The sequence below is a fragment of the Leptolyngbya sp. FACHB-711 genome, from assembly GCF_014695615.1.
Classification (GTDB): domain Bacteria; phylum Cyanobacteriota; class Cyanobacteriia; order Elainellales; family Elainellaceae; genus Leptolyngbya_A.
In genome coordinates this window covers 1-26,217 of sequence record NZ_JACJOR010000457.1, presented here as the reverse complement: position 1 = coordinate 26,217, position 26,217 = coordinate 1, and the positions used below count along the sequence as shown (strand labels likewise).

Annotated in this window: 8 protein-coding genes and 2 pseudogenes; 9 read left to right on the top strand and 1 reads right to left on the bottom strand. The window is 50.3% G+C overall.

All coding sequences use genetic code 11. From position 1 onward, the window contains the following. Positions 1 to 92 precede the first annotated feature (92 nt). Positions 93 to 922 (top strand): annotated as a pseudogene (locus H6F80_RS20840) (IS5 family transposase). Positions 923 to 976: 54 nt separating this feature from the next. Here H6F80_RS20840 and H6F80_RS20835 read toward each other — a convergent pair. Continuing rightward, entirely contained in the window at positions 977 to 1,720 is a 744-nt protein-coding gene (locus H6F80_RS20835) for a helix-turn-helix transcriptional regulator (protein WP_190793441.1), read from the bottom strand. 616 nt (positions 1,721 to 2,336) lie between these two features. On the opposite strand from H6F80_RS20835, the gene H6F80_RS20830 reads away from it, so the two are divergent. The 8 genes and pseudogenes from H6F80_RS20830 to H6F80_RS20795 form a co-directional block, all read left to right on the top strand. Continuing rightward, entirely contained in the window at positions 2,337 to 3,092 is a 756-nt protein-coding gene (locus tag H6F80_RS20830; protein WP_190793440.1) for an FG-GAP repeat domain-containing protein, read from the top strand. Positions 3,093 to 3,161: 69 nt separating this feature from the next. Next, the gene (locus tag H6F80_RS20825; RefSeq protein WP_190793443.1) at positions 3,162 to 3,773 is read left to right on the top strand and encodes a calcium-binding protein; all 612 of its coding nucleotides are present in this window, start codon (positions 3,162 to 3,164) and stop codon (positions 3,771 to 3,773) included. Between the two features lie 82 nt (positions 3,774 to 3,855). Then, entirely contained in the window at positions 3,856 to 4,695 is an 840-nt protein-coding gene (locus tag H6F80_RS20820; RefSeq protein ID WP_190793439.1) for a calcium-binding protein, read from the top strand. Between the two features lie 156 nt (positions 4,696 to 4,851). Next, positions 4,852 to 12,873 (top strand): SpvB/TcaC N-terminal domain-containing protein, encoded by an 8,022-nt coding sequence (locus H6F80_RS20815; RefSeq protein ID WP_190793438.1) that lies wholly within the window; start codon positions 4,852 to 4,854, stop codon positions 12,871 to 12,873. Further along, a complete protein-coding gene (locus tag H6F80_RS20810; protein WP_190793437.1) occupies positions 12,867 to 13,253 on the top strand; it encodes a hypothetical protein in 387 nt (128 codons plus the stop codon). Before H6F80_RS20815 ends, H6F80_RS20810 begins: the two co-directional genes overlap by 7 nt. 351 nt (positions 13,254 to 13,604) lie before the next feature. Continuing rightward, positions 13,605 to 21,893: a neuraminidase-like domain-containing protein gene (locus H6F80_RS20805; RefSeq protein WP_190793436.1), complete on the top strand. Its 8,289-nt coding sequence runs from the start codon at positions 13,605 to 13,607 to the stop codon at positions 21,891 to 21,893. Between the two features lie 17 nt (positions 21,894 to 21,910). Further along, complete coding sequence (locus H6F80_RS20800) at positions 21,911 to 25,708, top strand: Tc toxin subunit A-related protein (RefSeq protein ID WP_199296721.1); 3,798 nt, start codon at positions 21,911 to 21,913, stop codon at positions 25,706 to 25,708. Positions 25,709 to 25,870: 162 nt separating this feature from the next. Continuing rightward, positions 25,871 to 26,217, top strand: a pseudogene (locus tag H6F80_RS20795) (IS4 family transposase); the annotation flags it as partial.

Sequence of the window (26,217 nt, the reverse complement as noted above, 5' to 3'; positions counted from 1 at the left end):
AGAAACTGTTTGTAAAAGAGTATGAAGGAGGTGATTCAAAGTTGAAGGTATGAGTCATAGGTAGAAGTAGTGCATTGTGAAGCGTGAGAATCATGAGCCGCCCTGGGTATGACAGTGACCTTACCAATGCTGAATGGCAGCAGATTGAACCGTTGTTGCCTGCTCGCAAGCCCGTCGGCAAACCGCGAGAAGTGGATTTGCGCGAGGTGGTCAATGCCATTTTCTACCGTGCTGACAATGGGATCAAATGGCGAGCTTTGCCGTGTCATTTTCCGGCTTGGGAAACCGTGTATGGCTATTTTCGGCTGTGGGTAAAGTTGGGCGTGTGGGAGCAAGTCAATGCCGTTCTAGTGCGGCAAGTACGGCAAAGGGAAGGCAGGCAAGCAGAACCGAGTCTGGTCATCATCGACAGCCAGTCGGTCAAACTCGGACAAAAAGGGGGGAAGAACAAGGCTTTGACGGTGGCAAACAGGTAAAGGGACGTAAGCGGCACATTGTCGTTGACATTCTAGGACTGGTCTTGGGCTGTTATGTCACAGCGGCGAATGTAGCTGATGTCAAGGCAGCACCGGGGGTCTTAGTATGGGTCATCGAGATGTATGGGCGGATTGTGAAAGTGCTCGCAGACAAAGGGTATCAGGGCAACTTCAACGCACTGCTATGTAATTTTTTTGCACAAGCAGACCGCAAAGTAGAGGTCGAAATTAGCCAACGGGCTGACGGAACAAAGGGCTTTCAAGTGGAACCGAAGCGATGGATCGTGGAGCGAACTTGGACCTGGCTAGAGAACGCGCGGATTCTCAACCGAGATTATGAGCGACTACCAGAGAATCATGAGGGCATGATTTATGTGGTGATGATTCGTCTAATGCTGCGGAGACTGACTAAGAATCAACGAACTTGGACAACTGTAGCTACTTAACCGACTTTTACAAACAGTTTCTAAGGTGTTTCTGTCTGAAAATTAAAATGAGTTTCATCCCTTAAGCAACCCTAAACCTCTCAGCGCATACATGACTGCGGCAGTACGAGTATGCACATTAAATTTCTGGTAAATGTGCTCCAAATGCTTCCTCACCGTTCCCGTACTAAGATTTAGGGTTACTGCAATTTCTGCATCACTTTTGTCTTGAGTTACCCAGAAGAGAACTTCGGCTTCTCGTTTCGTCAGACCGATTAACTCTAATGCTCCTGCTGATAATGGAGCCATCTGTTCCTCTTCTAGCAGGAGTAGGTACCACTCACCAGGTCGATCAACAATCAGTCGAACAATCAACTGTCGTTCTTCTTGCTGCATCACCAGAGGGCGACAAGGAATCTCTAGATTCTTCCCTCGAGAAAGGATTGCAATCTGATGATTGAGCCAGCGCTGCAAATTGTCTGGTAGGTGCTGGCTTTGCAGGGATGCAGGTTGAAAGTACTGCACCAACAGTTCCCAAGCCCGTTTGCTCATGTGGCGAACCTGACCATTTGTAGCGATAGCGATCGCCCCTAGTTGCTCGATTGTGTGATTTAACTCTGCCAACGCTTGCTGAGTTTGGGTAAGGGCTTGAGCGTTTTGAAAGGCTTGAGCCAAGTGAGGACGCAGTAGGTTAATGATGAGGCGATCGCGTTCAGAAAAATCTCGTTGAGGTCGGTGGAGCGCAAGCACAACAGCGTCTCCCTGGTTCTGAGCCATCGTATTGGTAGAAGTAGAAGCAGTTGGCAGGATTGTCACCATCTGGTCTTCCATGTCAAGGAGTTTTAAGTATCTGTGATACAAACCTTCCAGGCTATGCAGTTGATTTTTGCTAATAAAGTTTGAGATGCAATGCGCCTTACCATCCCTAGTTTGAAAATAATGTTGAGCAAAAGGGTGTTCAACGAAATGCTGATTTGCGACTGGCAGATACTCAGTATCAGCAGCATTTGAAGTCCAGCCTCTAACCAAGCGATGGGACTGAAAGTTGGTTAAAGTCAAGCTGATTATTTCAGCCGGGACAGCTTTGGGTAATGCAGAAAAAATTTGCTCAGGTAAGGTTTCAACGGTGCAAGGTGTTAAAAGCTCCTGAAGAAATTTAAGGATGCCTTTTACATCTTGGTTGGTTAAAGGTGCCATCGTAATTGATTGTGTTGGGGCTAACCCTAATCTACAAACTTCATCCTCTCAAATCTGATTTCTGTTGCAATCTCTTAATACAGGCATCCGGCAAATTACGTATTGAAAGCAAGAGTTAAATTTGGCATTAAAGAGACAACGGCGCGTTAGCTGGTTCTTCCTCAAAAGCCAGGATGAAGCACTATAGGTGCAAGCAAAAGCTGATTACAGAAGTTAGATTTCAATAGAGAAAATAGACATGGTTTATATCCTTGGCGATCGCCCCTTTGGTCCAAATCCTCAAATCGGTCTATCCAGCGGTCTTACGGTGGATAATGGTGGCTGGAGCAGCCAGAATAGGTATCCGCGCCAACTTGCCGATGTCAACGGGGACAATCGAGCCGATATTGTTGGCTTTGGTTTGAATGATGTGTATGTCTCTTTGGCTAACGCAGACGGAACCTTTGCATCCGCTCAAGTGGGTTTCTCGGATGGCTTCACAGTCAACGATGGGGGGTGGAATAGCCAAGATAGATATCCCCGGCAGCTCGCCGATGTCAACGGAGATGGATTAGCGGATATTGTCGGCTTTGGTTTTGATAATGTTTTTGTTTCTTTGGCAAAGGGAGATGGTACGTTTGAGCAAGCTCAGATCGGCTTGTTAGATGGCTTTACCGTCAATGATGGAGGGTGGAGCAGCGACATTTATCTCCAGCTTAAATACCCGCGAGAGCTTGCCGATGTCAATGGAGACGGTCGAGCCGATATTGTCGGTTTTGGTTTGAATGATGTGTATGTTTCCCTGGTAAAGGAAGATGGTACATTTCGATCGGCTCAAGTGGGTTTAGCGGATGGCTTTACGGTCAACGATGGCTGGACAAGCCAAGATCAATATCCGCGACAGCTTGCAGATGTGAATGAAGACGGCAGAATTGATATTGTTGGCTTTGGTCAAGATCGAATTTACGTCTCTCTAGGAAATGGAGATGGTACTTTTTTCCCTGCTAACGTATGATTATTCAATAAGTTCACTGTTGAAGACGGGTGGGCAACCCAAAGTAAATATCCGCGCCAAGTTGTCGATATAAATGGTGATGGGTTTGCTGATATTGTCGGCTTCGCTCGCGACCATGTTTACGTTTCCCTGGGAACGAGCAATAAAGATAATTTTCTGCTGGGTCGAAATAGCGACGACACCATTGACGGACTGACCGGTAATGATGAGACCTGGAGGCTAGGTGGCAATGATTCTCTGATTGGCGGAAGTGGCGACGATACATTGACCGAGGGCAACGGCACCAACACGATGACCGGAGGCGCAGGCAGTGATCGGTTTAGATTTTATACTGGCACTGCGTTCAATCGCGAGAGCAATGGGATCGATCGCATTACTGATTTCATCCCATCCGTGGACAAGATCGTTTTAGACAAAAACACATTCAGATCGCTGTCTAGCTCGCTTGGAAATGGATTTAGTGTACCAAGTGAATTTGCGATCGTTAATAACTCTGCATCAGCAGCAACCCAGAGTGCCAAAATCGTCTACGTCAACACGGCAGGTGTTCTTATTTTTAACCGCAACGGCAGCGCTCCAGGCTTTGGCTCGGGTGGATGGTTTGCTGTCCTCAATGGTAATCCTGCCTTAACAGCAAATGACTTTCAGATTACTCCCTTTTCAAGCGTCATTTTTGGCTAATTGAGCATTGTTTTTCGAGCACTGCAAATTTTCGAGATGCAAACAATTTAATAAATTGTGATTAATTCTACAGGAGATAGTCATGACATTCTTTGATGGTCGGTTCGACAGCGATAACATTGTTTTGGGCGGGGTCGGAGACGATCTGCTTGATGCGAGTGGCACTGGCAACCGCTTCATTAATGCTGGGAGCGGTAACGACAGCATTTTGTTAGGAGCCGGGAATACTCTCATTCTTCCAGGGGCAGGCGATGATGTAATTTTATCTGATGTCAGCAGCCTCTCTAGCTATTTCAATGCTCAGGGACAGCCCTTCCAACTGGCGATCGGTCCCGGCGGTGGGTGCATTATGGCAGGCATTATTTCATTTGGAAATGCAGTCATTACAGGCGGTGTGGGACCTAATTTTATTGCCGTTTCGTCTTTACGAGCCACCCTTGGAGGAACCATTGGGGCAGATACTGCTACGATTCTCACCGGGGTTGAAAGCGATACCATCATTACCCTGGGCACCAACAGCGTGATTACGAGCGGCGCAGGCGATGATCTGCTGTTTTCGGGCTTAGGGGGCGATGTAATCCATGCAGGCAATGGCAATGATGTGGTGAATCTTCGGGGTGGAACAGTGACTCCTCCTGATATTCTGTTGAACTCTCGTTTTCTGGAGTCGAGTTTTTTAGGTGCAGAAGTTGAGATTCAGGCAGGCAGCAGTGACACGGTTTATCTAGGACGAGGCAGCGATACGGTCATCCTCGGCAGCAGTGGTTTCGCCAGCATTTATGAATTTGGCTTCGATGATCAGCTTGATTTAGGGAGATTAGCCGCAAGCTTTAGTCGTGCCGGGCGTGACACGATCGTGAATGCGGCAAATCAAACGATCGCCGTTCTGAAAGGATATACGGGTCAAGTTGGACTGGCGTAGCATTCCTAAAATTTAATTTCACCAGGCTTATCAGCTTAAGCTTTCATCTTCTTCTCAAAATCACCCTCGTGTGTACCTCTGCATCTACCAAACTTTCACATAATTTAGATCACCAGGCTTATCAAAAACATCCCTTCTCTTTTTAAGGGTTATATCATGCTAGGCAACGCTGACAGAAGCAGTGAACAATCTGCGGAGCCGAACAAAAGCTATTTTTCTCCTCCTTCGACAGTTTCGTTGCCAAAGGCAGGTGGTGCGATAAAGGGAATAGGCGAGAAATTTGCTGCCAACCCGGTGACAGGAACAGGTTCACTGTCAATTCCGATCGCTAGCAGTGTGGGGCGTTCTGAGTTCAATCCTCAACTTTCGCTTTCCTATGACTCCGGATCTGGGAATGGTGCATTTGGTTTTGGCTGGAGCCTGTCACTGCCGTCAATCACCCGAAAAACCGATCAGGGCTTGCCGCGCTATGAAGATGCGATCGAGTCTGATGTTTTTATCCTGTCAGGTGCAGAAGATTTAGTGCCTGTTTATCAGCGGGATGATCAGGGAAACTGGGTACGCGACCCACAGGGCAAACTTATTATTGAGCAGGATGACATCGACGGTTATCAGGTTCGACGCTATCGTCCTCGCACTGAGGGACTTTTTGCCCGCATTGAGCAATGGAGCAAGATCGATCGTCCTGAGGATGTCCACTGGCGATCGATTTCCAAAGACAATATCCTCACCCTTTATGGCAAAGACACAAACTCGCGTATCGCTGATCCTGAAGTAACTGGGCGCATTTTTAGCTGGTTGATCTGTGAAACTCGTGATGATAAAGGCAATGCCATTCTCTACGAATACAAGCCAGAGGATGGGGCGGGGGCTGATCTTCACGCGACCCATGAACGCAATCGGGGCGATCGAGACGATCAAAGACGAACCGCGAACCGTTATCTGAAGCGCATTTACTATGGCAACCGGGTGCCGCTCCTGGACAGCACCGGATATCGCCCTCGCTTCTTGAGCGACTTACCCGCAGATCAAACCAACAATCCATACTGGATGTTCGAGCTTGTGTTTGACTACGGTGAACACGATACCCAGATGCCAACACCGGGAGACGCAGGGGAATGGCATTACCGCAATGATCCGTTCTCAAACTACCGGGCTGGCTTCGAGGTGCGGACGGCTCGGCTCTGCCAGCGGGTGCTGATGTTCCATCATTTTGAAGGCGAAGCAGAAGTTGGAAAAGATTGCCTGGTGCGCTCCACTGATTTCGCATACTCGCGTCAGCAAAACCCGGAGGAGACTGATCAACCCGTTTACTCATTTATGCTCTCGGTGACTCAATCTGGCTACAAATGGCAAGGAAACGGCTACTTTAAGCGGAGCCTGCCGCCGCTAGAGTTTGAATACACCCAGCCCCAGGTGCAGAACCGTGTAGAAGAGGTTGATCCGACCAGTCTGGAGAATTTGCCGATCGGCTTAGACGGCTCGACTTACCAGTGGATTGATCTGCATGCAGAGGGAATTCCCGGCATCCTGACTGAGCAAGCAACTGGCTGGTTCTATAAGCGCAACATCAGCCCGATCGGCAAGCACCCGGTCGAATTTGCTCCGATCGAGCAAGTTGTGAGCAAACCAAATTTGGCTCTAGGAGCGGGGCAGGCTCAGTTTATGGATCTGGCAGGCGATGGACAGCCGGATTTAGTCGTGATGAATGGGGCGGTAGTGGGTTTGTATGAGCATGACGATCGCGAAGGCTGGCAACCTTTTCGTTCCTTTCCCTCGCGTCTAAAATGCAGCATGGCGGATGCCAATTTAAAGTTTGTTGATCTCGATGGCGATGGTCATGCCGATGTTTTGATCACTGAAGACAGTGCCTTTGTTTGGCATCAATCCCTGGCGGAAGAAGGGTTTGGTGTGGCGCAGCGAGTGGCTCAAGCACTGGATGAAGAAACCGGACCTCGACTGGCTTTTGCGGACGGTAGCCAATCGATTTACCTGGCGGATCTTAGTGGCGATGGTTTAACTGACTTGGTGCGGATTCGCAACGGCGAGGTGTGCTACTGGTCTAATCTGGGCTATGGGCGATTTGGGGCAAAAGTCTCAATGGACAACGCGCCCTATTTTGATCATCCTGATCAGTTTGATCCGAAGCGAATCCGCCTGGCAGATATTGACGGCACAGGAACCACCGACATTCTCTATCTGCACCGGGACGGTATGCGGATCTATTTCAATCAGTCGGGCAATTGCTGGAGTATGCCGCAATCGCTGCCCGTTTTTCCTCAGGTTGATAACCTAACGAGCATTGTGCCAACTGATCTGCTCGGTAATGGCACAGCTTGTCTGGTTTGGTCATCGCCCCTGCCAGCAGATCAGCGGCGGCAGATGCGCTACGTCAATTTGATGGGCGGGCAGAAGCCTCACTTGTTGATTAAAACCATTAATAATTTCGGTGCTGAAACTCGCATTCACTATGTCTCCTCAACCCAGTTTTATTTGCAGGACAAATATAGCGGCAAGCCCTGGATTACGCGGCTACCTTTCCCGGTGCAGGTTGTGGAGCGAGTCGAGACTTATGACCATGTCAGCCGTAACCGTTTTGTCACTCGCTATGCCTACCATCACGGTTACTTCGATGGTGTAGAGCGTGAGTTTCGCGGCTTCGGCATGGTGGAGCAGTGGGACACCGAAGAATTTTCAGCACTGGGGGAAAACGGGGCGGCGGATGCAACCAACCTTGATGCTGCAGCTCATCTGCCTCCTGTACACACAAAGACTTGGTATCACACAGGACTATATCTCGATCGAGAGCATATTTCGCGCCAATTTGAAGCGGAGTATTATCGTGAGCCAGGTTTGAGCAATGAGGTATTTAGGAGATTGCTGCTGCCGGATACCGTTTTGCCTGATCATTTGACCCTGGACGAAGAACGAGAAGCCTGCCGCGCCCTTAAAGGACTGATGCTGCGTCAGGAAGTTTATGCGGACGATGCCCCTCCCGAAGCGTCTGAAGCGATCGTCCAACGCGCCAAAACTCCCTACACGGTTATTGAGCAGAGCTTTACCATTCGCACTTTGCAGCCGCGCGCCGAGCAGCGTTATGGCGTTTTCTTCGCCCATCCCCGTGAAGCCATCACCTACCACTACGAACGTAACCCTGCTGACCCTCGCATTCAGCATGCAATGACGCTAGAGGTCGATGACTTTGGTAATACCCTGCAGGAGATCGCGGTTGCCTATGGACGACGACAACCCGACCCTACACTGCCCCTGCCAATCGATCGCGACCAGCAAACCCAGCGGCTAATCACCTACACCCAGAATCGATTCACCCATGCGATCGGCGATGCTGCCCCATCCCATCACTACCGCACGCCGCTGCCTTGTGAGTCACACACGTATGAGCTAACAGGGTTTGTCCCCGAAAACTTTGCTCCAGAAAATCATGCCGATCGGTTTAGCTTCGACGAATGGACGCGCAAGGACTTTGCCTTACTCGCATCAGCCGTCGAGATTCAATATGAGCAGACCGCCGATCGCACCACGCGCCAAAAGCGGCTTATCGAGCAAGTTCGCACCCTTTACCGCAAAGATGACCTGACGGCATTTCTGGAAACAGGACAACTGGAGCCACGGGCATTGCCAGGCGAGAGCTACAAATTGGCTTTCACACCAGGACTGTTGAGCCAGGTCTTTCAGCGTCCTTTGAATGCGACCCGACCACCAGGCACTGCTTCAGAAAACTTGCTGCCTGACCCTGCTGCTGTTCTGAGAGGAACGGAAGGCGATCGAGGAGGATATGTTGATCTCGATAACAGCGGTCACTGGTGGATCCCTTCAGGACAAGTGTTTTACTCACCAGACAGTGCCGATACGGCAGCCCAGGAACTTGCCCACGCTCGCCAGCATTTCTTCTTGCCCCATCGCTATCGAGATCCGTTTGGTGGCATCACTACGGTGAAATACGATCGTGCCCCCGCTGCTGCGGCTCCGCCCTATAACCTCCTGACTGTGGAGACGATCGATCCACTGGGAAATCGGGTGACAATCGGCGAACGCGATGAAAATGGCAATCTCACAAGTCACGGAAACGACTACCGCGTGCTTCAGCCTCGGCTGCTGACTGATCCAAACCGCAATCGCACGGCTGTTGCCTTTGATGCGCTGGGAATGGTCGTGGGTACAGCAGTAATGGGTAAACCCCTTCCCGATGCAGCAGAAGGAGACTCTCTGGCAGGTTTTGAAGCAGATTTGACCCAAGGCCAGATCAATGCGTTTTACGAAGCGGCTGACCCTCACTCCACCGCCCTGCCGCTGCTGAAGGATGCCACTACACGAGTCATTTACGATCTCGAACGATTTCAGCGAACTCAGGAAGCACACCCCAGCGATCCTGCCCAGTGGTTACCCATCTATGCGGCAAGCGTCGCTCGTGAAACCCATTTGAATGCTTCTTTGCCACCCGATGGTCTTAAAGTTCAGGTCGGCTTCTCCTATTCCGATGGCTTTGGGCGAGAGATTCAGAAGAAGATTCAGGCAGAGCCGGAGAAAACCAATGGCGTTGTGGGCGCGCTCCGCTGGGTTGGAAGTGGCTGGACAATTTTTAATAACAAAGGCAAACCCGTCCGTCAGTACGAGCCGTTTTTCAGCCAGCTCCCGCCCGCCCAGCGTCATCATTTTGAGTTTGCTCAAATTGTTGGGGTTAGCCCCATCTTGTTTTATGACCCGCTAGAGCGCGTTATTGCAACGCTGTACCCCAACCACACCTATGAAAAGGTGATTTTTGATCCCTGGAAACAGGTGACTTACGATGTCAACGATACCGTTGCTCCCCAGGGTACAGAAACCGGAGACCCTCGCACCGATCGCCACATTCAGGGATACGTTTCGCGCTACTTTGCAACCCAGCCTGAAACCTGGCAAACCTGGTATGCTCAGCGTCAGGGAGCGGCTCTCGGCGCACAGGAACAGGCTGCTGCAACCAAAGCCGCCGCCCATGCCAACACGCCCACGATCGCCTATTTCGACACCCTGGGAAGACCTTTTTTGACCGTTGCCCACAACAGGGTCGTCTCCCAAAACCACACGCTAAACGGAACAGAAGCGCAATTTTACAGCCGCATCGAGCGAGATATCGAAGGCAATCAGCGTAGCGTGCGGGATGCGATCGTCCAGGCAGGCGATCCGCAGGGGCGGCTTGTGATGCGCTACCACTATGACCTGCTCGGCAACCAGATTCATCAAGCCAGCATGGAGGCAGGCAAACGCTGGATTTTGAATAATGTAGCGGGCAACCCAATTCGCATCTGGGACAGCCGGGGACATCGTTTTCGCACGGAGTACGATCGGCTGCGTCGTCCGTTGCGCTCGTTTGTCACAGGGGCAGATTCGGCGAATCCCGCTCTAGAAATGCTGACTGAGCGGTTGGTTTACGGAGAGCAGCACCCGGAAAACGAGTCACGCAATCTGCGAGGACAGCTTTATTTGCACCTGGAGCAAGCAGGCGCGGCAGCAAACGAAGCCTATGACTTTAAGGGCAATTTACTCCGCAGTTCGCGCCGATTAGTAAAGGAATACAAGAAATCAATCGCCTGGAGTGCGGCTGATGCTGCGCTGCCAGCCAGTTCAACTGCAAAAATCGATCGCGTTGCGCTAGAAGCAGTTCTCGCGCCTCTGCTGGAAGCTGAAACCTTTGCGAGCCATACCGTTTTTGACGCGCTCAACCGCCCAATTCAAGCGATCGCGCCTCGCAGCAGCCAAGCGGGAGCAAACCGCAATATTATTCAGCCAAAATACAACGAGGCGAATCTGCTCGAACGCATCGATATCTGGCTGTCGCACCCCGAAGAGCCGATCGGACTGATCGATCGCGCTGCCGTCCCGCCTTCCCCGGTGGGAGTGGAAAACATTGACTATGATGCAAAAGGACAACGCCTGCAAATTGACTATAAAAACGGGGTAACGACCCGATACACCTATGACCCCGAAACATTTCGGCTGATCCAGCTTTACACGCGCCGAGGCACAGCGTTTACTGAAGATTGTGGCAATCAGCCCCCTCGCTTTGCCGCCCCAGATAACCCGCCGCAAAACACGCCCTGCGGACTGCAAAATCTGCGCTACACCTATGACCCCGCAGGCAATATCGTCCATATTCGCGATGATGCTCAACAAACGATCTTTTTCCGCGGCAAACAGGTTGAACCCAGCGCAGCATTTACCTACGATGCACTTTATCGTCTGATTGAAGCCACAGGACGCGAGCATCTGGGACAGGTCGGCGGCGCACCCATTCCTCACACCTATAGCGATATTCCGCGAGTGGCGATCGATTGGTCAGCCAGTGACGGCAACGCAATGGGAACTTATCTTGAACGCTATGTCTATGACGCAGTGGGCAACTTCCTGGAAATGCAGCATCGCGGCAGCGACCCAGAGCATTCTGGCTGGACTCGCAGTTTTGCCTACCGTGAGGTGAGCCTGCTCGAACCTGGCAAACAGAGCAATCGTTTGACCAGTACGACGATCGGCGAAAGAACCGAAACATACAGCACGGATGGCAATGGCTATGATGCCCACGGCAATATGCTGCGAATGCCTCAGTTGCAAATTATGCAGTGGGATTATAAAGACCAACTGCAAATGACCCAACGCCAAAAGGTTGATGATGACGATATTAACGGTGTGGCACGACAGGGAGAACGCACCTATTACGTTTATGACGCATCAGGACAACGATCGCGCAAAATCACCGAACTGGCAAACGGCAACTTAAAGGACGAGCGTATTTATCTGGGAAGTTTCGAGATTTATCGTCAGCATTCGGGTAATCATGCCGGGCTGGTGCGTGAATCGCTTCATGTGATGAACGATAAACAGCACATTGCTCTGGTTGAAACGCGCAACGAGATAGACGATCGCACAGAGAAACAGCTTATTCGCTATCAGTTAAGCAATCACCTGAGTTCAGCTAGCCTGGAGTTAGACGATCGGGCACAAATCATTTTCTACGAAGAGTACACACCCTACGGCAGCACGTCCTATCAAGCGGTACGAAGTCAAACCGAAACACCTAAACGCTATCGCTATACCGGGAAGGAGCGGGATGAAGAAAGCGGGTTGTATTATCATGGGGCACGCTATTACGCCCCGTGGTTGGGGAGGTGGACAAGAAGTGATCCAGTGGATATCAAAGATGGATTGAATGTTTACGCTTTCGTGCGTGCCAATCCTGTTCGTTTTATTGATCCTCAGGGAACTCAGGCTCATCCAGCAGAAGAAATGTCTCCAGAAGTACGTGCTGCGTGGGAGGCTGCCGAGCGAGCAAACTACGATGAGGCTTCAGTAAGGGCACTTGTAGAAGCTCAAGATCGTGATTTCGAGCGTCGAGGACTGCCTCTAGCAACAAGGCAAGCACTTTTGGAGCGCGCAACTGTTCGTGCCACCACCTCAGTTCGCCAATGGGAGCAAGGAAACTACGGTACCGCAATTGTGCAGGGGGGGGCTGGAGTAATCGAGAGTCTTGGAATTGGTTCCGGTATGTTAGGGGATTCATTGAAGGGTACTGCTACACGGATGGTTGCATTTGCAGTCGCTCCAGCTGTTGTGAGAAGAGGTTTCGCCGGTATCAGTAGGTTTTTCTCGGGTCGTGGGACGACTCCAGCAGCACCCCCACCAACTCCAACTCCCCCGCCACCTGTTCCAGCAACGCCGCCACCTGCTCCAGCATCCCCCGCTGTGCCGCCAAGACCTACAGGACCATCAGTGCCACAGGGACAGGGGACGGGGGGTTCTGCTCAAGGAGTTCCGCTTCCAGCAGCACCAGCCGGATTAAGGTTCGGAGCGAATGACCTTGTATATGGAGCGTCAGCCCGTGGTGCGTTACGACGGCTTCAGGAAAGTGCTGGTGGAAGACTGTTGAATGATGTAGCTGGTAAGACACCGGATCAATCTTGGATACAATTCTCTATTCAGACGATGGAAGCTCAGATTGCACAGGGAGGACGGATACGTTTCGATTTAACAAATATGGAGAACCTACAGGGAATCCTGCAAAACACAGGTCAACACGCAGGAACGATAACAGCACAGGAACTTCGATACTTGCAGGCAAACTGGGCTAGGTTTCAAGGAAACGTAACTTTTTATCGCAACGGCGTTGAGGTGCCAGCACCATGGTAATAAAGCTAGCGATACAAAATATTGCATTAACACTTCTAAGCGACACCGATGACTGGTGTGAAGTCGAACTTGCTATTCGGGATAAAGTAGTGCGACTGGGCGCAGATCAGCGAGATATAGTAATCAACCGCCTGATTTCTGGATTAGAGAATGAGATTACTGATCGGTTCGTCGGAGTAATTAACGGATTAAATGTCGTTGGAATACTGTCTCTATTTGAGGAGCACGGAACTATCTACGCAGGTGATTCAGGGGAGCATCGAATTCTTTTCTTTCAAGATTCATCTGGTGCTTTACTGGAAAATGTCGCACTCACTATGACAGATCGAGAACATTGGCTTGCACAATTAAGGGAAGGCATGAATGAGCGAGAATCATAAAAAAGATATTGTATGCCCGGTTCTTAGTAATTGGGGCGAGGAATTAACTGGTTATTACAAAGACTTTTAACGCTCTTGCATATCCTTATAAATGCTCGTCTTTTGTTTCTTAAGCAATTGATTTTTATTTCAATGAGCCATACATGCCCGATCGATTTAAAGCAGATTAAAACACGATCGATACAACTTCCATTATCCTCAATCGACTATTTCTCCGAAAGGAGTTGAAATCTTAGAACTCGTCACGTTCAAACCAGTGCTAACGCAGCTTGAAATTCCTTCACCACACTAATTAAGTCCGATCGCATCCGCCACAGTCCACCAAGCTCCTAACAAGTTGAGAAGCCAGCTATGAACAAGATTGTTTTTCCCCTGGTTCCAAACACATCCGATCCGACCATTGCTGATCTTCAGGATGCCCTGCAACTGTTTCTCGATCGCCTGCTCATCCTGCCAAACGAGGAGGGAGCACGGCGGGAGCTATCTCAGGGGCTTCGGCGAGAGCGATCGCAGCAGTTTTACGGCGACCTTACGCAAAAGCTGGTGAGCATTTTTCAGGAAGAACGGCAGCTTCAAAGTAGCGGTGCAGTGGATGAAGCGACGGCAAAAGCGATGAATGCGTTGCTGCAACAGCTAGGAATGCTAGATGAAACATCAGAACAGACAAAATTGCCGCAATTTGTAGTGAGTGGAGAAGTTCGGCGTGAAGATGGCTTGCCGCTGCAAAATTTACGAGTTCGGGCGGTGCATGAAGACGATCGCGCTGTTATCCGGCTAGGGGAGGACACGATCGATGCAGAAGGACGCTACACCATTCGCTATGAACCCTTACCAGAAGTTGCAGATATTCACTTGCGAGTGTCAGTGGTGGATGAAGCGGGTCAACTGCTGCATTCTTCGGATGTAGTGCAAAATGCCAAATCTCTCGAAGTAATTAACGTTATTGTTCCGATCGCTAAATCGCCTGACCGACTAAGCCGAATCGAGGGACAAATTATCTTCGAGAACGGGTCACCTGCTGAACAGCTACAACTCCGGCTGTATCGCCGTGAATTTGGCGAACAACAAGCCATATTATTGAGCAGAACTACGACACTGACAGGAGGAAAGTACGCTTTTTCCTACAGTACCGGGGGCAGAGCAGCAAGCCTCGAAGTCCGGGCTGTCCGCAATGGAAACGAGGAAATTACGCTTTCTAAGCCGCTCAATTATCTGGAGACTGCTTCGTCTAACGTCGTAAATTTAGTTGCGCCCAGCACGCTACAGTCTCTCGATCCCGAATACCAGCGACTATCGAGTAGCCTCAAGCCGATTGTGAATGAGATAAAAAAACTGGCAGAGGCAAAGGAGAATGGCAATCGACAGGATTTAACCGTGCTGAATCGCGCAACAGGTTGGGATGCCCGCCTGATTGCCTTAGCCGCGACCACTGAAAAACTTGCAGTAGACCCGGAGGTTTCGCTACCGAATCAGGTGATCTACGGCTTACTGCGGGCAGGGCTGCCATCTGACAAACTGATGCTGGCTCAAGTTAGCCCAGCCGTGGCAAAGCAGGCTCTCAAAGCCGTGCAGGATGGGGGAATTGTAGAGCTAGAGGACGCCCAAGTGCAGGAGTTTGAGCAGCAGTTCACCACCTTTGCAGATAAAGTGCGCCTGAATCTACCCGCCCCCGGATCGCGATCGACCTATGGTGACTTGCTGAAAAGCTCTGGATTGAGTGAAGGCGAACAGCGTAAATTTGCTTCGGTTTATCTCAATCATCGCGGAGATGCTGCCGAGTTGTGGGAGAAGGCACGTTCCGAGGTAGGACTGGATGCCGCCCAAATCAGCAAACTGCAATTACAGGGTAAGTTAGCGTTTTTGACGGGCAACAGTGAAAAATTGACCGCTCAGTTACAGCAAAAGATCGATACGACAAACCCAACGCAGCTTGTTGAGCAGGATTTTTATCAGATCGATCGCTGGATTGATGAAATCAATGCGATCGCTAACATTCCAATGGAGCGTCGCGACAACCTCACTGAGGAGGACGAGCAACAGCTTGCAGCAGTGATTCCACCCCTGTTTGCGGCTGAAACGGTCGAAGTGGGTCGTCAGCTCTGGGCTGAGGATATGGCGCGCAAAGTTCGCCTCAGCTACCCGACGCAGGTTGTGGGACGTTTGGTTGAGCAAGACAACGCTGACCAGTTCAAACTGGGAACTGCCCGCACTGCAACAGCAACGCTGCTAAACAATGCGGCGACTCAGGGCTTTCGCTTAGGACAAACGCCCGTTGAAGCCTATTTCAACAGTCATGTTGGTGTTAGAGGAGCAATGACCGACGCTGAATTTGAAACGGCAAAGCAAGAAATCAAAACCCTACAACGCATTTATCAGATAACACCCACAAATGAGGCAATGCCCGTTCTCACCAGCTTGGGGATGACCTCAGCCTACGATGTGATGGCTTATCCCGAAGAAGCATTCTCAGTTTTGTTTGCGGCTGAATATTTGAAGCTCTACGGCAGAAATCCGTCTCAGGAAGAAACGCGACTGGTGTATCGCAAGGCAAAGCAAGTTAGCAGCGTTACGTATAACCTGTTCGCGATCGCCAAGAAGCTAGACAGCGATGCGACGGTTCAGACGATATCCGGCACGCCGCAACAGCGTGTTGAAGCACAGGACAAGCTCAAGGGCGCGCTCAAGGATTATCCAACGCTGGAGTCGTTGTTTGGCTCAATGGATTTTTGCGAGTGTGAACATTGCCGATCGGTACTCAGTCCGGCAGCGTATCTGGTGGATCTGCTGCAATTTATAGATGCAGAGCCAGATGTATGGGGTAACTTCCTGGTGCGTTGGAAAGACACCCACGACGACCAGGAGTACACAGTCAAGTACAAGAATCCTTATGACGTGTTGATCGATCGCCGCCCCGATCTGCCTCATATTCCGCTCACCTGCGAAAATACGCATACTGCGCTTCCCTACATTGATGTGGTCAATGAGATTCTGGAGTACTACGTTGCAAACGATCGACTAACCGAGCAAGCTGCCCGTGACACTGGCGACACTCCAACCGCAGAACTTTTAGCCGAGCCACAAAACGTAATTCGCGAAGCTTACGACAAGCTGGGTGAAGCGCGATACCCGCTAACGCTGCCGTTTGATCTCTGGCTGGAAACCGTGCGGCAGTTTTGCCAGTATTTTGAAACTCCGCTATCTCATTTGCTGGAAGTTCTTCGCCGCAGTGACGCTTTATTTGCACCTCAGCAACCGTTCGATCGCGCCAGTTTACTGATCGAATCCCTGGGAATTTCGCCCGCAGAGTTAGCCATCTTTAGTGACCCGAATCCGCTGCCAAAATGGTATGAACTGTACGGCTTTCAGGACGCCGCAGCAGCAAAGAATGAGGCGATCGATGAAGATGGTCAGCGCATTGACCTGAACTCCGCCAAAGCTTTGTCACGTCGTTTGAGAGTAACTTACAAAGAGCTAGTCGAAACTATTCAAACCGAATTTGTTAATCCAGAACTGAATAAACTGACAATTCTTTATGGATTAGGTGTGAGTATTCAGAGTGTACAGTTTTGTCGTGATCAGCAGAACAAAACACTCTACGAGCAGAATCGTGATCTACTCGATAAAGAGAGAAACGCTTTATCTGAAGCTGAACAGCAGCGATTTGATGCTTTATCCCAGAGCCAATGGAAAACTCTGAAAGAGGTGCAGTCTTTTGAGCAGCGATTACAGAAGTTTGCCGAACAGTTCAAAGTCCAGCCCGCCCAAGTTAAAAGTGAGCTAGACGCGATTCCCTTCGATCAGATATTAGTTCTGGCTGATCCCGATGCAGGCTGTAATTTCGACCTAACAACAGTTCGATATGCCAACGGCGATGCAGCCGATGATATGGCTTTTTTGAAGGTCAATCTGTTTGTGCGACTGTGGCGAAAACTCGGATGGACGATCGCGGAAACGGATCGCGCCCTAGTCACATTTCTGCCCAAAAATGCGCCCTTTAAGACTGCCTCGCTGAACCAGCAACCGCTCAAGACAGCACTGATCTATCTGGCACATCTTAACGCCTTGGACAGCAGTGTCAGCGCGGGTAAACAGAGTCGCCTCAAACTGCTGACCCTCTGGTCAGACCTGGCAACGACAGGCAAAAATTCGCTCTATTCTCAGCTCTTTCTCAGCCGCAGTTTGCTGCAAAGCGACGATGTATTTGACCATCCGCTAGGACGATATCTTGCCGCAGATGAAGTTGCAGCAATGGCACGGTCGCGTCTGCATCGGGTTCAGCGTGGAAATGTTGCACCGGGCGATCGGCTTGATCCTGCACAGTTGGGGGCAGACGACAGAATTAGCGTCTTGTATGATCCGGTGCAAGAAGTGCAATTTCTCACCTATCGCGGAATTTTGAGTGATGAGGAAAAGAATACCTTGAACGCCCTGCTGCCGGAGTCTGATGTGCTATCTGACCTGTTGGATGCGGTTCAGATCCAGGCTCAAGCTTTCTCTTTGATCAAAGGTCATTTGCTGGCACTGCAAGGCGCACTCGGTTTGACTACCGACGAGATCGATCGCATTCTAAAAGATTCAGGTAAGTCGATCGACACAGCAGAACTATCGCTGGCGCATGTGTCGCTTCTCTACCGCTATCAACTGCTTGCCAAGGCTCTGGATTTGTCGATTCTTGAATTCATTGCAATTAAGCAACTTTCCGGTCTTGATCCGTTTCGATCGCTGCACCCTGAGCCGCCAACTAAAATTGAAGAAGATTATCCCTTAAACCATACGCTGCGCCTTGTTGAAATTGTTCAAATTGTAAGGCAAAGTGGGTTTCAGATTGAAGACTTGAAGTATCTACTGCGTCATCAATTTGATGAAACGGGCAAGTATCGATCAAACAGCGAAGCCACTCTGACGCTGCTGAAAACTCTAGCTGAGGGAATCTTCAAGATCCGTGCTGAACACATCCTTCCTGATGATCCAGGCAACCTCAGCGACGAAGTCATGCGACAAAAACTCGGATTGATTTTTCCGCCGAATGTCGTTGAGCGGTTGCTGTCGATGATGAATGGTACAGCCGAATTCACGGTGACGAAGGAGGTTGCAGTTGCAGCACAGCTCAACCCGCTAAGTTTTGTGGGCGAACCTGCAATCAGCCAGTTAACTTACAACGCGACCAAACAGGAGCAAAAGCTTGTTTTTCGCGGCGTGTTGTTTGATGCTCAGCAAACAGAGCTACAAGCCCGATTCAATGCCAGTTTAACATCAGACCAGCGCGAGACGTTGACAAAGCTGCTTGATCAGGTCAAAGCAAAAGCAAGGCAGGACGCAGATGCCTTCTTTGTCAAACACCTGAAAAAGCAGCCGCTCAATGCCTCAGTCTCAACAGGTTTTTTGAGGACAGAGGATTTTGAGGTTCTCTTTGCGCCGCTGCCCGAGATTCAAGATAGCCTGTCTCCGGCTGACAAAGAAGCAGCCATCAAGGCAAATGAAGCCCGCAGAAAACAGAAAATTGCTACCCTTGCAAAAGCATTTCTGCCCTTCCTTCAGCAAAGTTTGATTCGTCAGTTTATTGTTCAAACTTTAACCGCACAAACTGGCTCCGACCCATCGCTGGTTGAAAGCTTGCTGACCGACGATCGTCTGCTAAACCTCGCCCAGCCCTCAGGAGAAAAGCAGCCCCTTCTCGTTTCGTTTACTGCTCCGGGCGATCGAGGTGTGAATGTAGATTTCTTTAGTTCCGATGATTGCTCTGGCGATCGACAGGCAACCGCTTTCACAGTGGTCAGTCCAGAAACTGCCCTCAAAGATCAGCGCGACAAAGACGGCAATCCGCTTCCTGTTGCCAACAGTGCCCGCTTCCAGGGTTATCTGGAAGTACCTGCATCGGGTGCGTATCGCTTTTACGTGGTTCTTGATCAGGAGAATGCTGAAGCAACGCTGCGCTTCGACGATTTGCCCCAGCCCCAATTCCTCAACGGTGCTGCCCGCAGCAGCCCGGATGAAATTGGCGATGGGGCAAGCGAGTATTTGGAGCTAAAGCCAGGGTTGCTGTATCGCTTCACGCTGGAACTGAAGAAACTAAACGGTCGGGGAGCGCGGCTACTGGTGCAGAGCGAAACGTTGCCCAAAGACAGTTTGAGTCAACTCAAGCTGTATCCACTTACAGCGATCAAGCAGGCTGAACGAGCAACGCTACTGCTGACCAAATCGTTACAGCTCATTCAGGGATTCGGGATCAGCGAACGCGAGTTGCGCTATTTGCTCACCCACGCTGCTCAATTTGACAACCTTGCCCTGAGCCAACTGCCGACCCATACTAGCGAAGATTCACCGGATCGGGCAAAGGCTCTCTTCAGTCAGTTCTTGCGTCTGGCGGGATATGCTCACCTCAAGCGTGATCTTGCAGGCGGTACTGATGATCTCATTGGCATCTTTGAAGCGAACGAAACAGCTTTAAGCAACGCCTACCCGCTCATTGCTCGCCTCATGCGTCGGGATGAAGCCACCGTCAAAGCGACAGCCAAGCTCTTGTTTGAAGCCCCCAACTTTGCTAGCGAGAAACCTTTGCAGCGATTGCGGGATGCCTTGCAAGTGGTTGAGCGGTTTGGAGTGTCCCCCGTATCACTGTTTGAGTGGACTTATATTGTCAATCCTGCAACTCCGTCAGCGCAGCGTTTTCTGATCTCCCGAAATTTGAAGGAGGCAATCAAAGCTCGGTTTGAGACCGACGGCTGGCAGCGCATCGCTAAACCTATTTTCGATCAGCTCCGCCAGCAGCAGCGAGATGCCCTGGTTGCCCATATCATGACTCAGCAGCACTTCGATCGCATGGAACAGCTTTATGAATACTTCCTGATTGATCCTGGCATGGAACCGATCGTGCAAACGTCTCGAATTCGACTCGCCATTTCATCGCTCCAGCTTTTTATTCAGCGGTGTTTGCTGAATTTGGAAAAGCAGGTGCATCCGTCAGCGATCGTCAATGCGAACCACTGGGAATGGATGAAGCGTTACCGCGTCTGGGAAGCAAACCGCAAAATCTTCCTCTTCCCGGAAAACTGGCTAGAACCGGAATTTCGAGACGACAAAACGCATTTGTTTACTGAGCTAGAAGGGGCTTTGTTGCAGGGGGATGTTTCTAGCGATCTGGTTGAGGATGCGTTTCTCAATTACCTTCGCAAACTAGAACAATTAGCACGACTCGACATTGTGGCAATGCACTTGGAGGATAAAAACAATCCAGCGCAAAATAGGCTGCACGTCATCGGTCGCACCTATAGTCAGCCGCACCAATACTTCTATCGTCGCTATGCGGAGGGAGCATGGACACCGTGGGAGCCAATTTCGGCAGAAATTGAGGGCAATCATCTAGCCCCCGTAATCTGGCGCGATCGGCTGTGTTTGTTCTGGGTGACATTTATGGAAAAAGCCAAAGAAAACAAGCAGGCGAGACCGCTTAACCCCACGCAGTCTATCACCATTCCAGAAGTTGCGACAGAACTGGAAGCTCAACTTCACTGGAGTGAGTATGTGCAGGGCAGGTGGACGACTCGTGAATCGAGCAATATCAAAGCATCCGAGCCACAAAAACTGAAGGCAACTGCGGTAGACCCTAATGGGGTGTTCATTCATGTATCGAAGGAACCTTATGAAAACGGGGAGGAGCGAGGGGTTTTTGTTCATCTCGGTTCGCCCTTTAATCAGGCGTTTTATCTGGCGGGTCGAAACAGCCTCCCGGAAAGGAGAACTTTTGAAGCGGCTCCTGCCCATCCCTATAGCCCGAAGGAAATCAACGCTACGCGCTATTCGGGGGATGGGTCGCTCACCGTCACCTTTGCCCAACGCATTGCCACTACTGCGGGAAGCTCTACGCAACCCCCAGAGACGCGCAGCATTCTGCAACTGGGAGGCAACTATACGCTGCTGCCGTGCAACAACAACATCCTGTTTGGCGCACCAACTTCAGCCTTTGCAGGGGCAGCTAATCCCGAAGCAGTCAAAATGGCGATCGAAAGTGGTCGCTCAGAAATTGCATCGCTGATGAAGCCGATATTTTATCAGGACAACGCGCACACCCTGTTTATTGAACCCAACGTTATCGAACAGACGATCGAGGAATGGCAGGAGTGGGTTACGCAAACCACAATACCCGGCTCAGGCTCCTACATTCCGCCCGGAAAGGACTTTATTGTCATTCCCGAAATTCCCAAAGTACCAATTCCTGAAGTGCTAATTCCCGATCGGGGCGATCCTCCGCCGTTTGCAATTAATCCAGAGGGAATTTACAAGATGAATCCTGGACAGGATTGGCTGGTGAACCCGGCAACGGCACTGGTGTTTGAGGGCGAGTTTATTGGTGCCGCAGGTCGGGTCGATCTGGCAGTTCTGCCTGTCACTGAAGTGGCGGCTACCCTTCAGCAAGGGGGTGATTTAGTGAGCGTCCATACAGGCAGCGAGATTGCAGCAGGAAATGCAGTTGTGTTGTCAGAAGGAGCAACGCTAGAAAGAACTGGCATGGTACAAGTTGCAAGCGGTCTTAACGTCGTGGGCAGTAGCGGTTTCAATTCAGCTTTGGCGCAGAATCTAGAAGCGATTAAGCAAGCCAGTCCCCGCTCATTCAACGTCAGTGCAAACCGTTTCGCACGCTAAACTACGGAGCAACCCTTATGAATTACCTCACAACTGCTACAAGGTTTCACGGCTCTCTGGATGTCGATCTCGTTTACATACCCCGCAGACCGCGCCGGGTTGTCACCACGCAGGAAACGAAGTACTTCGTCATTCGCGAGCGCGAGGTGAGCTATCGCTGCTACCCTCACTTTCATCCCTACATTGGTCAGTTAGCGCAGAAGTTGCTTCGCGGCGGCACTTCTGCACTGCAAGGCGCAGATACCGAGTATGAGAATGCGTTGCTTCCGAGCAGTACCGAGGTTCTCCTGAACCCAAACACAGCCGTTCAGCTTCGGAGGGGGTCAAAAATCAGCCTGCTAGCAAAATTACAGGTAACGTCCGGCGGTGCTTCGATCGAACTCCCTGAAAATCAGCAGTATAAACTGGCAGAAACCAGCATAGCAGACGCTTTGTTGTCAGACAGTATCAGAGCTACGCTGATCGAGGGCATGACAGGAACGCCAACGGCTGGCACAAGCCTGACCCTATCGCAAAACAGCCAGGCGATCGTTTTTAGCGACACAAAAATTACGTTGAGATCCGCAGCCTCGATCGCCCTTGGAAACGGCACAGAGGCGATCGTTCCTGCCGGAAGCCAGGTTTTGATTCCGAATGGTACGCAGTTCACTATTCCAGGCGGCACAGCCACTACCCTGCTAAAGCGCAAACTGCGTCCTGTTCTGTACACCGATCTCTTTACGGAGAGCCGCTACAACCCCTCAGATTTAGTGCAAAGACCCTATCCGGTTAAGGATTTGGACTTCACCACAAGCGGTGCTTACTCGGTTTATAACTGGGAGTTGTTTTTTCATATCCCGTTCACGATCGCCGTTCATCTGAGCAAGAATCAACGATTCGCCGAGGCACAGCACTGGTTTCATTACCTGTTTGACCCCACCGACGCAAGCAGCGATCCCACGCCAGAACGCTTCTGGAAAGTTCGCCCGTTTCAAACAACAGATGTTCAGAAGGTCGAGGAAATCCTGACTAACCTTGTCACCAACAGCGATCCGGAGCTGCGTGACGAAACGATTAAAAGCATTGAGGCATGGAAAAATGCGCCATTTCGCCCCCATGTGATCGCTCGCTATCGACAGCAGGCGTATATGTATAAAATCGTCATGGCTTATCTGGATAATTTAATCACCTGGGGAGATTCACTGTTTCGGCAAGATACGGGCGAAGCGATCGATGAAGCCATGATGCTTTATGTGCTAGCTGCTAATATTCTCGGTCCCCGCCCCCAACCTGTCCCTAAAAAAGGCACAGTCCGCCCCCAAACCTACAACAACCTGAGGAAAGACCTGAAACAGTTTGGCACAGTGATGCGCGAGGTCGAAGCCGCTGCCCCCTTTGATCTAATGCCTTTCCCCAGCGAAGACTCAGGAGATAACGCTCGACTGGCAACGCTGCGAAGTCTGGGCAAAGCTTTGTATTTCTGTGTGCCGCGCAACGACAAGCTGTTGAGCTACTGGGATACCGTTGCCGATCGCCTGTTCAAGATTCGCAATAGCCTGAATTTTCAAGGGATTTTCCGTCAGCTTGCCCTGTTTGAGCCACCGATCGATCCGGCTCTGCTGGCTCGTGCGACTGCCGCCGGGCTGGATGTAGGGGCGATCGTTAACGGTCTCAATCAGCCCTTACCGCTGATACGATTTCAACTGCTGGTACAAAAGGCGGCTGAAATTGTTCAAGAAGTGAAATCTCTGGGCAATAATCTGCTGACAGCGATGGAGAAAGAAGACGGTGAAGCAATGGCGATTCTCCGTGCCAAGCACGAACGCACGGTTATGGAGATGGTAGAGCACATTAAATATGGACAGCTTCAGGAAGCAATTAAATCAAAAGAAAATCTGTTTCAAACCCTTGAAGCTGCGGTTCAGCGTTTCACTTATTATGAACAGCAATTAGGCAAAAAGTCAGACGAAGTTGATAAATTGATTCAGGATGCAAAACAAGCTTTGGGTGAGCTAGAAAAAGATAGCTTAGAAAAGAAGAGGTTTCCTGTGCAGGAGCCTGCGTTACAGTCGAGAACTATCGAGATAGGTATTGCTCAAAGCCTGAGCGAGGCTGGTGGTAGAAAGCTCAGCACTCACGAAGTGCAGGAGATGACAAAGCTCAAGGAAGCGCATGACCTGAACGATGAAGCCTCGATCAAAGACAAAATTGCTGCCGGATTAAGCCTGCTACCTGAACTTGGCGTTGACTTTCATTTTTGGGGACTTGGCGGGCACTTCAGCTTTGGTGGCTCGGCACTCTCTAGAGGAATGTCGTTCTGGGCAAGTTTTGCCAAAACCGATGCCGAGAAAAGGACGTATGAGTCTGGTAATTCATCTCGAATCGGCTCCTATTCGCGTCGTGAGCAGGATTGGACGTTTCAGAGCAACCTAGCTGCTGGAGAAATCACTCAAATCTTTAAGCAGCTTCGCGCCGCCCAAATTCGGGAGGCGATCGCTGAACAGGAGCTAAAAAATCATCGCCAACAAATGAAACAGGCAGAAGAGATTGAGCGATTTCTGAACGAAGAAGGAACTGAAAAGACAGGCAAAAAAACGAACAAAGCTCTCTACACCTGGATGAAACGAGAGGTAAAAGGGCTATATGCTCAATGTTTTCAATTTGCTTTCGATATTGCCCGAAAAGCGGAGCGGGCGTTGCAGCATGAGTTAGGAAATCCAGAACTAAGCTATCTTCAGTTCAGCTATTTGGCAGGCAAAGAAGGGCTGCTGGCAGGCGAAAAGCTTTATCTCGACCTCAAGCGAATGGAGATGGCTTACCACGACCTGAACCAGCGCGAGTATGAGCTAACCAAACACGTTAGCCTGCTTCAAATCGACCCAATGGCATTGATTCAACTTCGTACTACAGGTCGCTGCACCCTGCAACTCCCAGAAGCCTTCTTTGATATGGATTGCCCTGGGCACTACTTCCGGCGGATCAAGACCGTTGCATTGAGCATTCCCTGCATTACCGGGCCCTATGCAAGTGTGAATTGTACGCTGACCTTACTGAAGAGCAGCATTCGGACAACTCTAATCTTAGAGAATGGTGGCTACGCTCGTATTGATGCGGAAGACAGTCGCTTCAGCGATTATTTCGGCAGCTTGCAGTCGATCGTCACAAGCTCTGCTCAAAACGACAGTGGACTCTTTGAAGCAAACTTGCGAGATGAACGCTATCTACCGTTTGAAAACTCTGGTGTAATCAGCGAATGGCAACTTCAGCTCCCTGCAAATCCAAGCAAAGGAGAACCACGCCAGTTTGATTATGAAACCATCAGCGATGTTATTTTGCATATTCGCTACACCGCCCGTGAAGGAGGTGGTTTACTGCGCCGGGGAGCCATAGAGCAAACGACAAAACTCATTAACTCCGCAGAAGCAGCGGGTTCCGTTCGATTATTTTCAATCCGTCATGAGTTTCCAGGGGAGTGGGCAAAATTCCAGAATCAGGAGCCATCTGAAAACCAGCGTTATCAGTTAACCCTTACACTGCGCCCAGAGCATTATCCGTTCTGGAGCCAGGGAAGACTGAACCATGTTAAGCAGGTCGATGTTCTGTGTCGTAGTACTCAAAAGCCTATTCCTGCTAGTCTGACAATCGCCGATAAATTGGATAAAAATGACAGCGATGCAAAAACAGATTCTCTGACAAAAGATTCAAATCTAGGCGATTTGCTGATTGGTAGGTTATCTAACATCAAATCGTTTATCAAGCCAGATCAGAATTTTCAGCTTTTCCTTGATACCAACACGCTATCCGATTTGTGGATTGCAGTGACATGGTACAGCTAAAAAACTAGGATGCAGCCAAACAGTCAGCAAAGGCGCGAAATACGGTTGTGTCGCAAACTCAGGGGGTGACAGCGAGACAGAAAGGTAAGGCTGGTAGCAGACAGAGACGATCTGAAGCCGAAAAAATAGGGTGAATCCGAAGACTCACCCTCAATTTCAAAAATGTTGCCTTCATTTTACCAGGCTTGTCTCCAAGCGCAACTGAGTTCAATTCAATTCATAACCCTGCAAATGCTGGTCGCCCTGCTGCAACGGGAACGTTGCGTGAGCATCGAGCGGTTAGCCACCTTGTTTGCTCAACCGATTCAGTTTGAAAGTCGGCGGCGGAATATCCAACGATTTCTACAACTGCCGCAGTTGAATATCAAAGCCCTGTGGTTTCCGATCCTCAAATATTGGCTGAAGCAGCATTTCCATCGAGGACAACGGCTATCTCTAGTAATTGACCGGACTCAATGGAAACATCATAATCTGCTGATAGTCAGCGTCGTTTACAAGAAGCGAGCTAT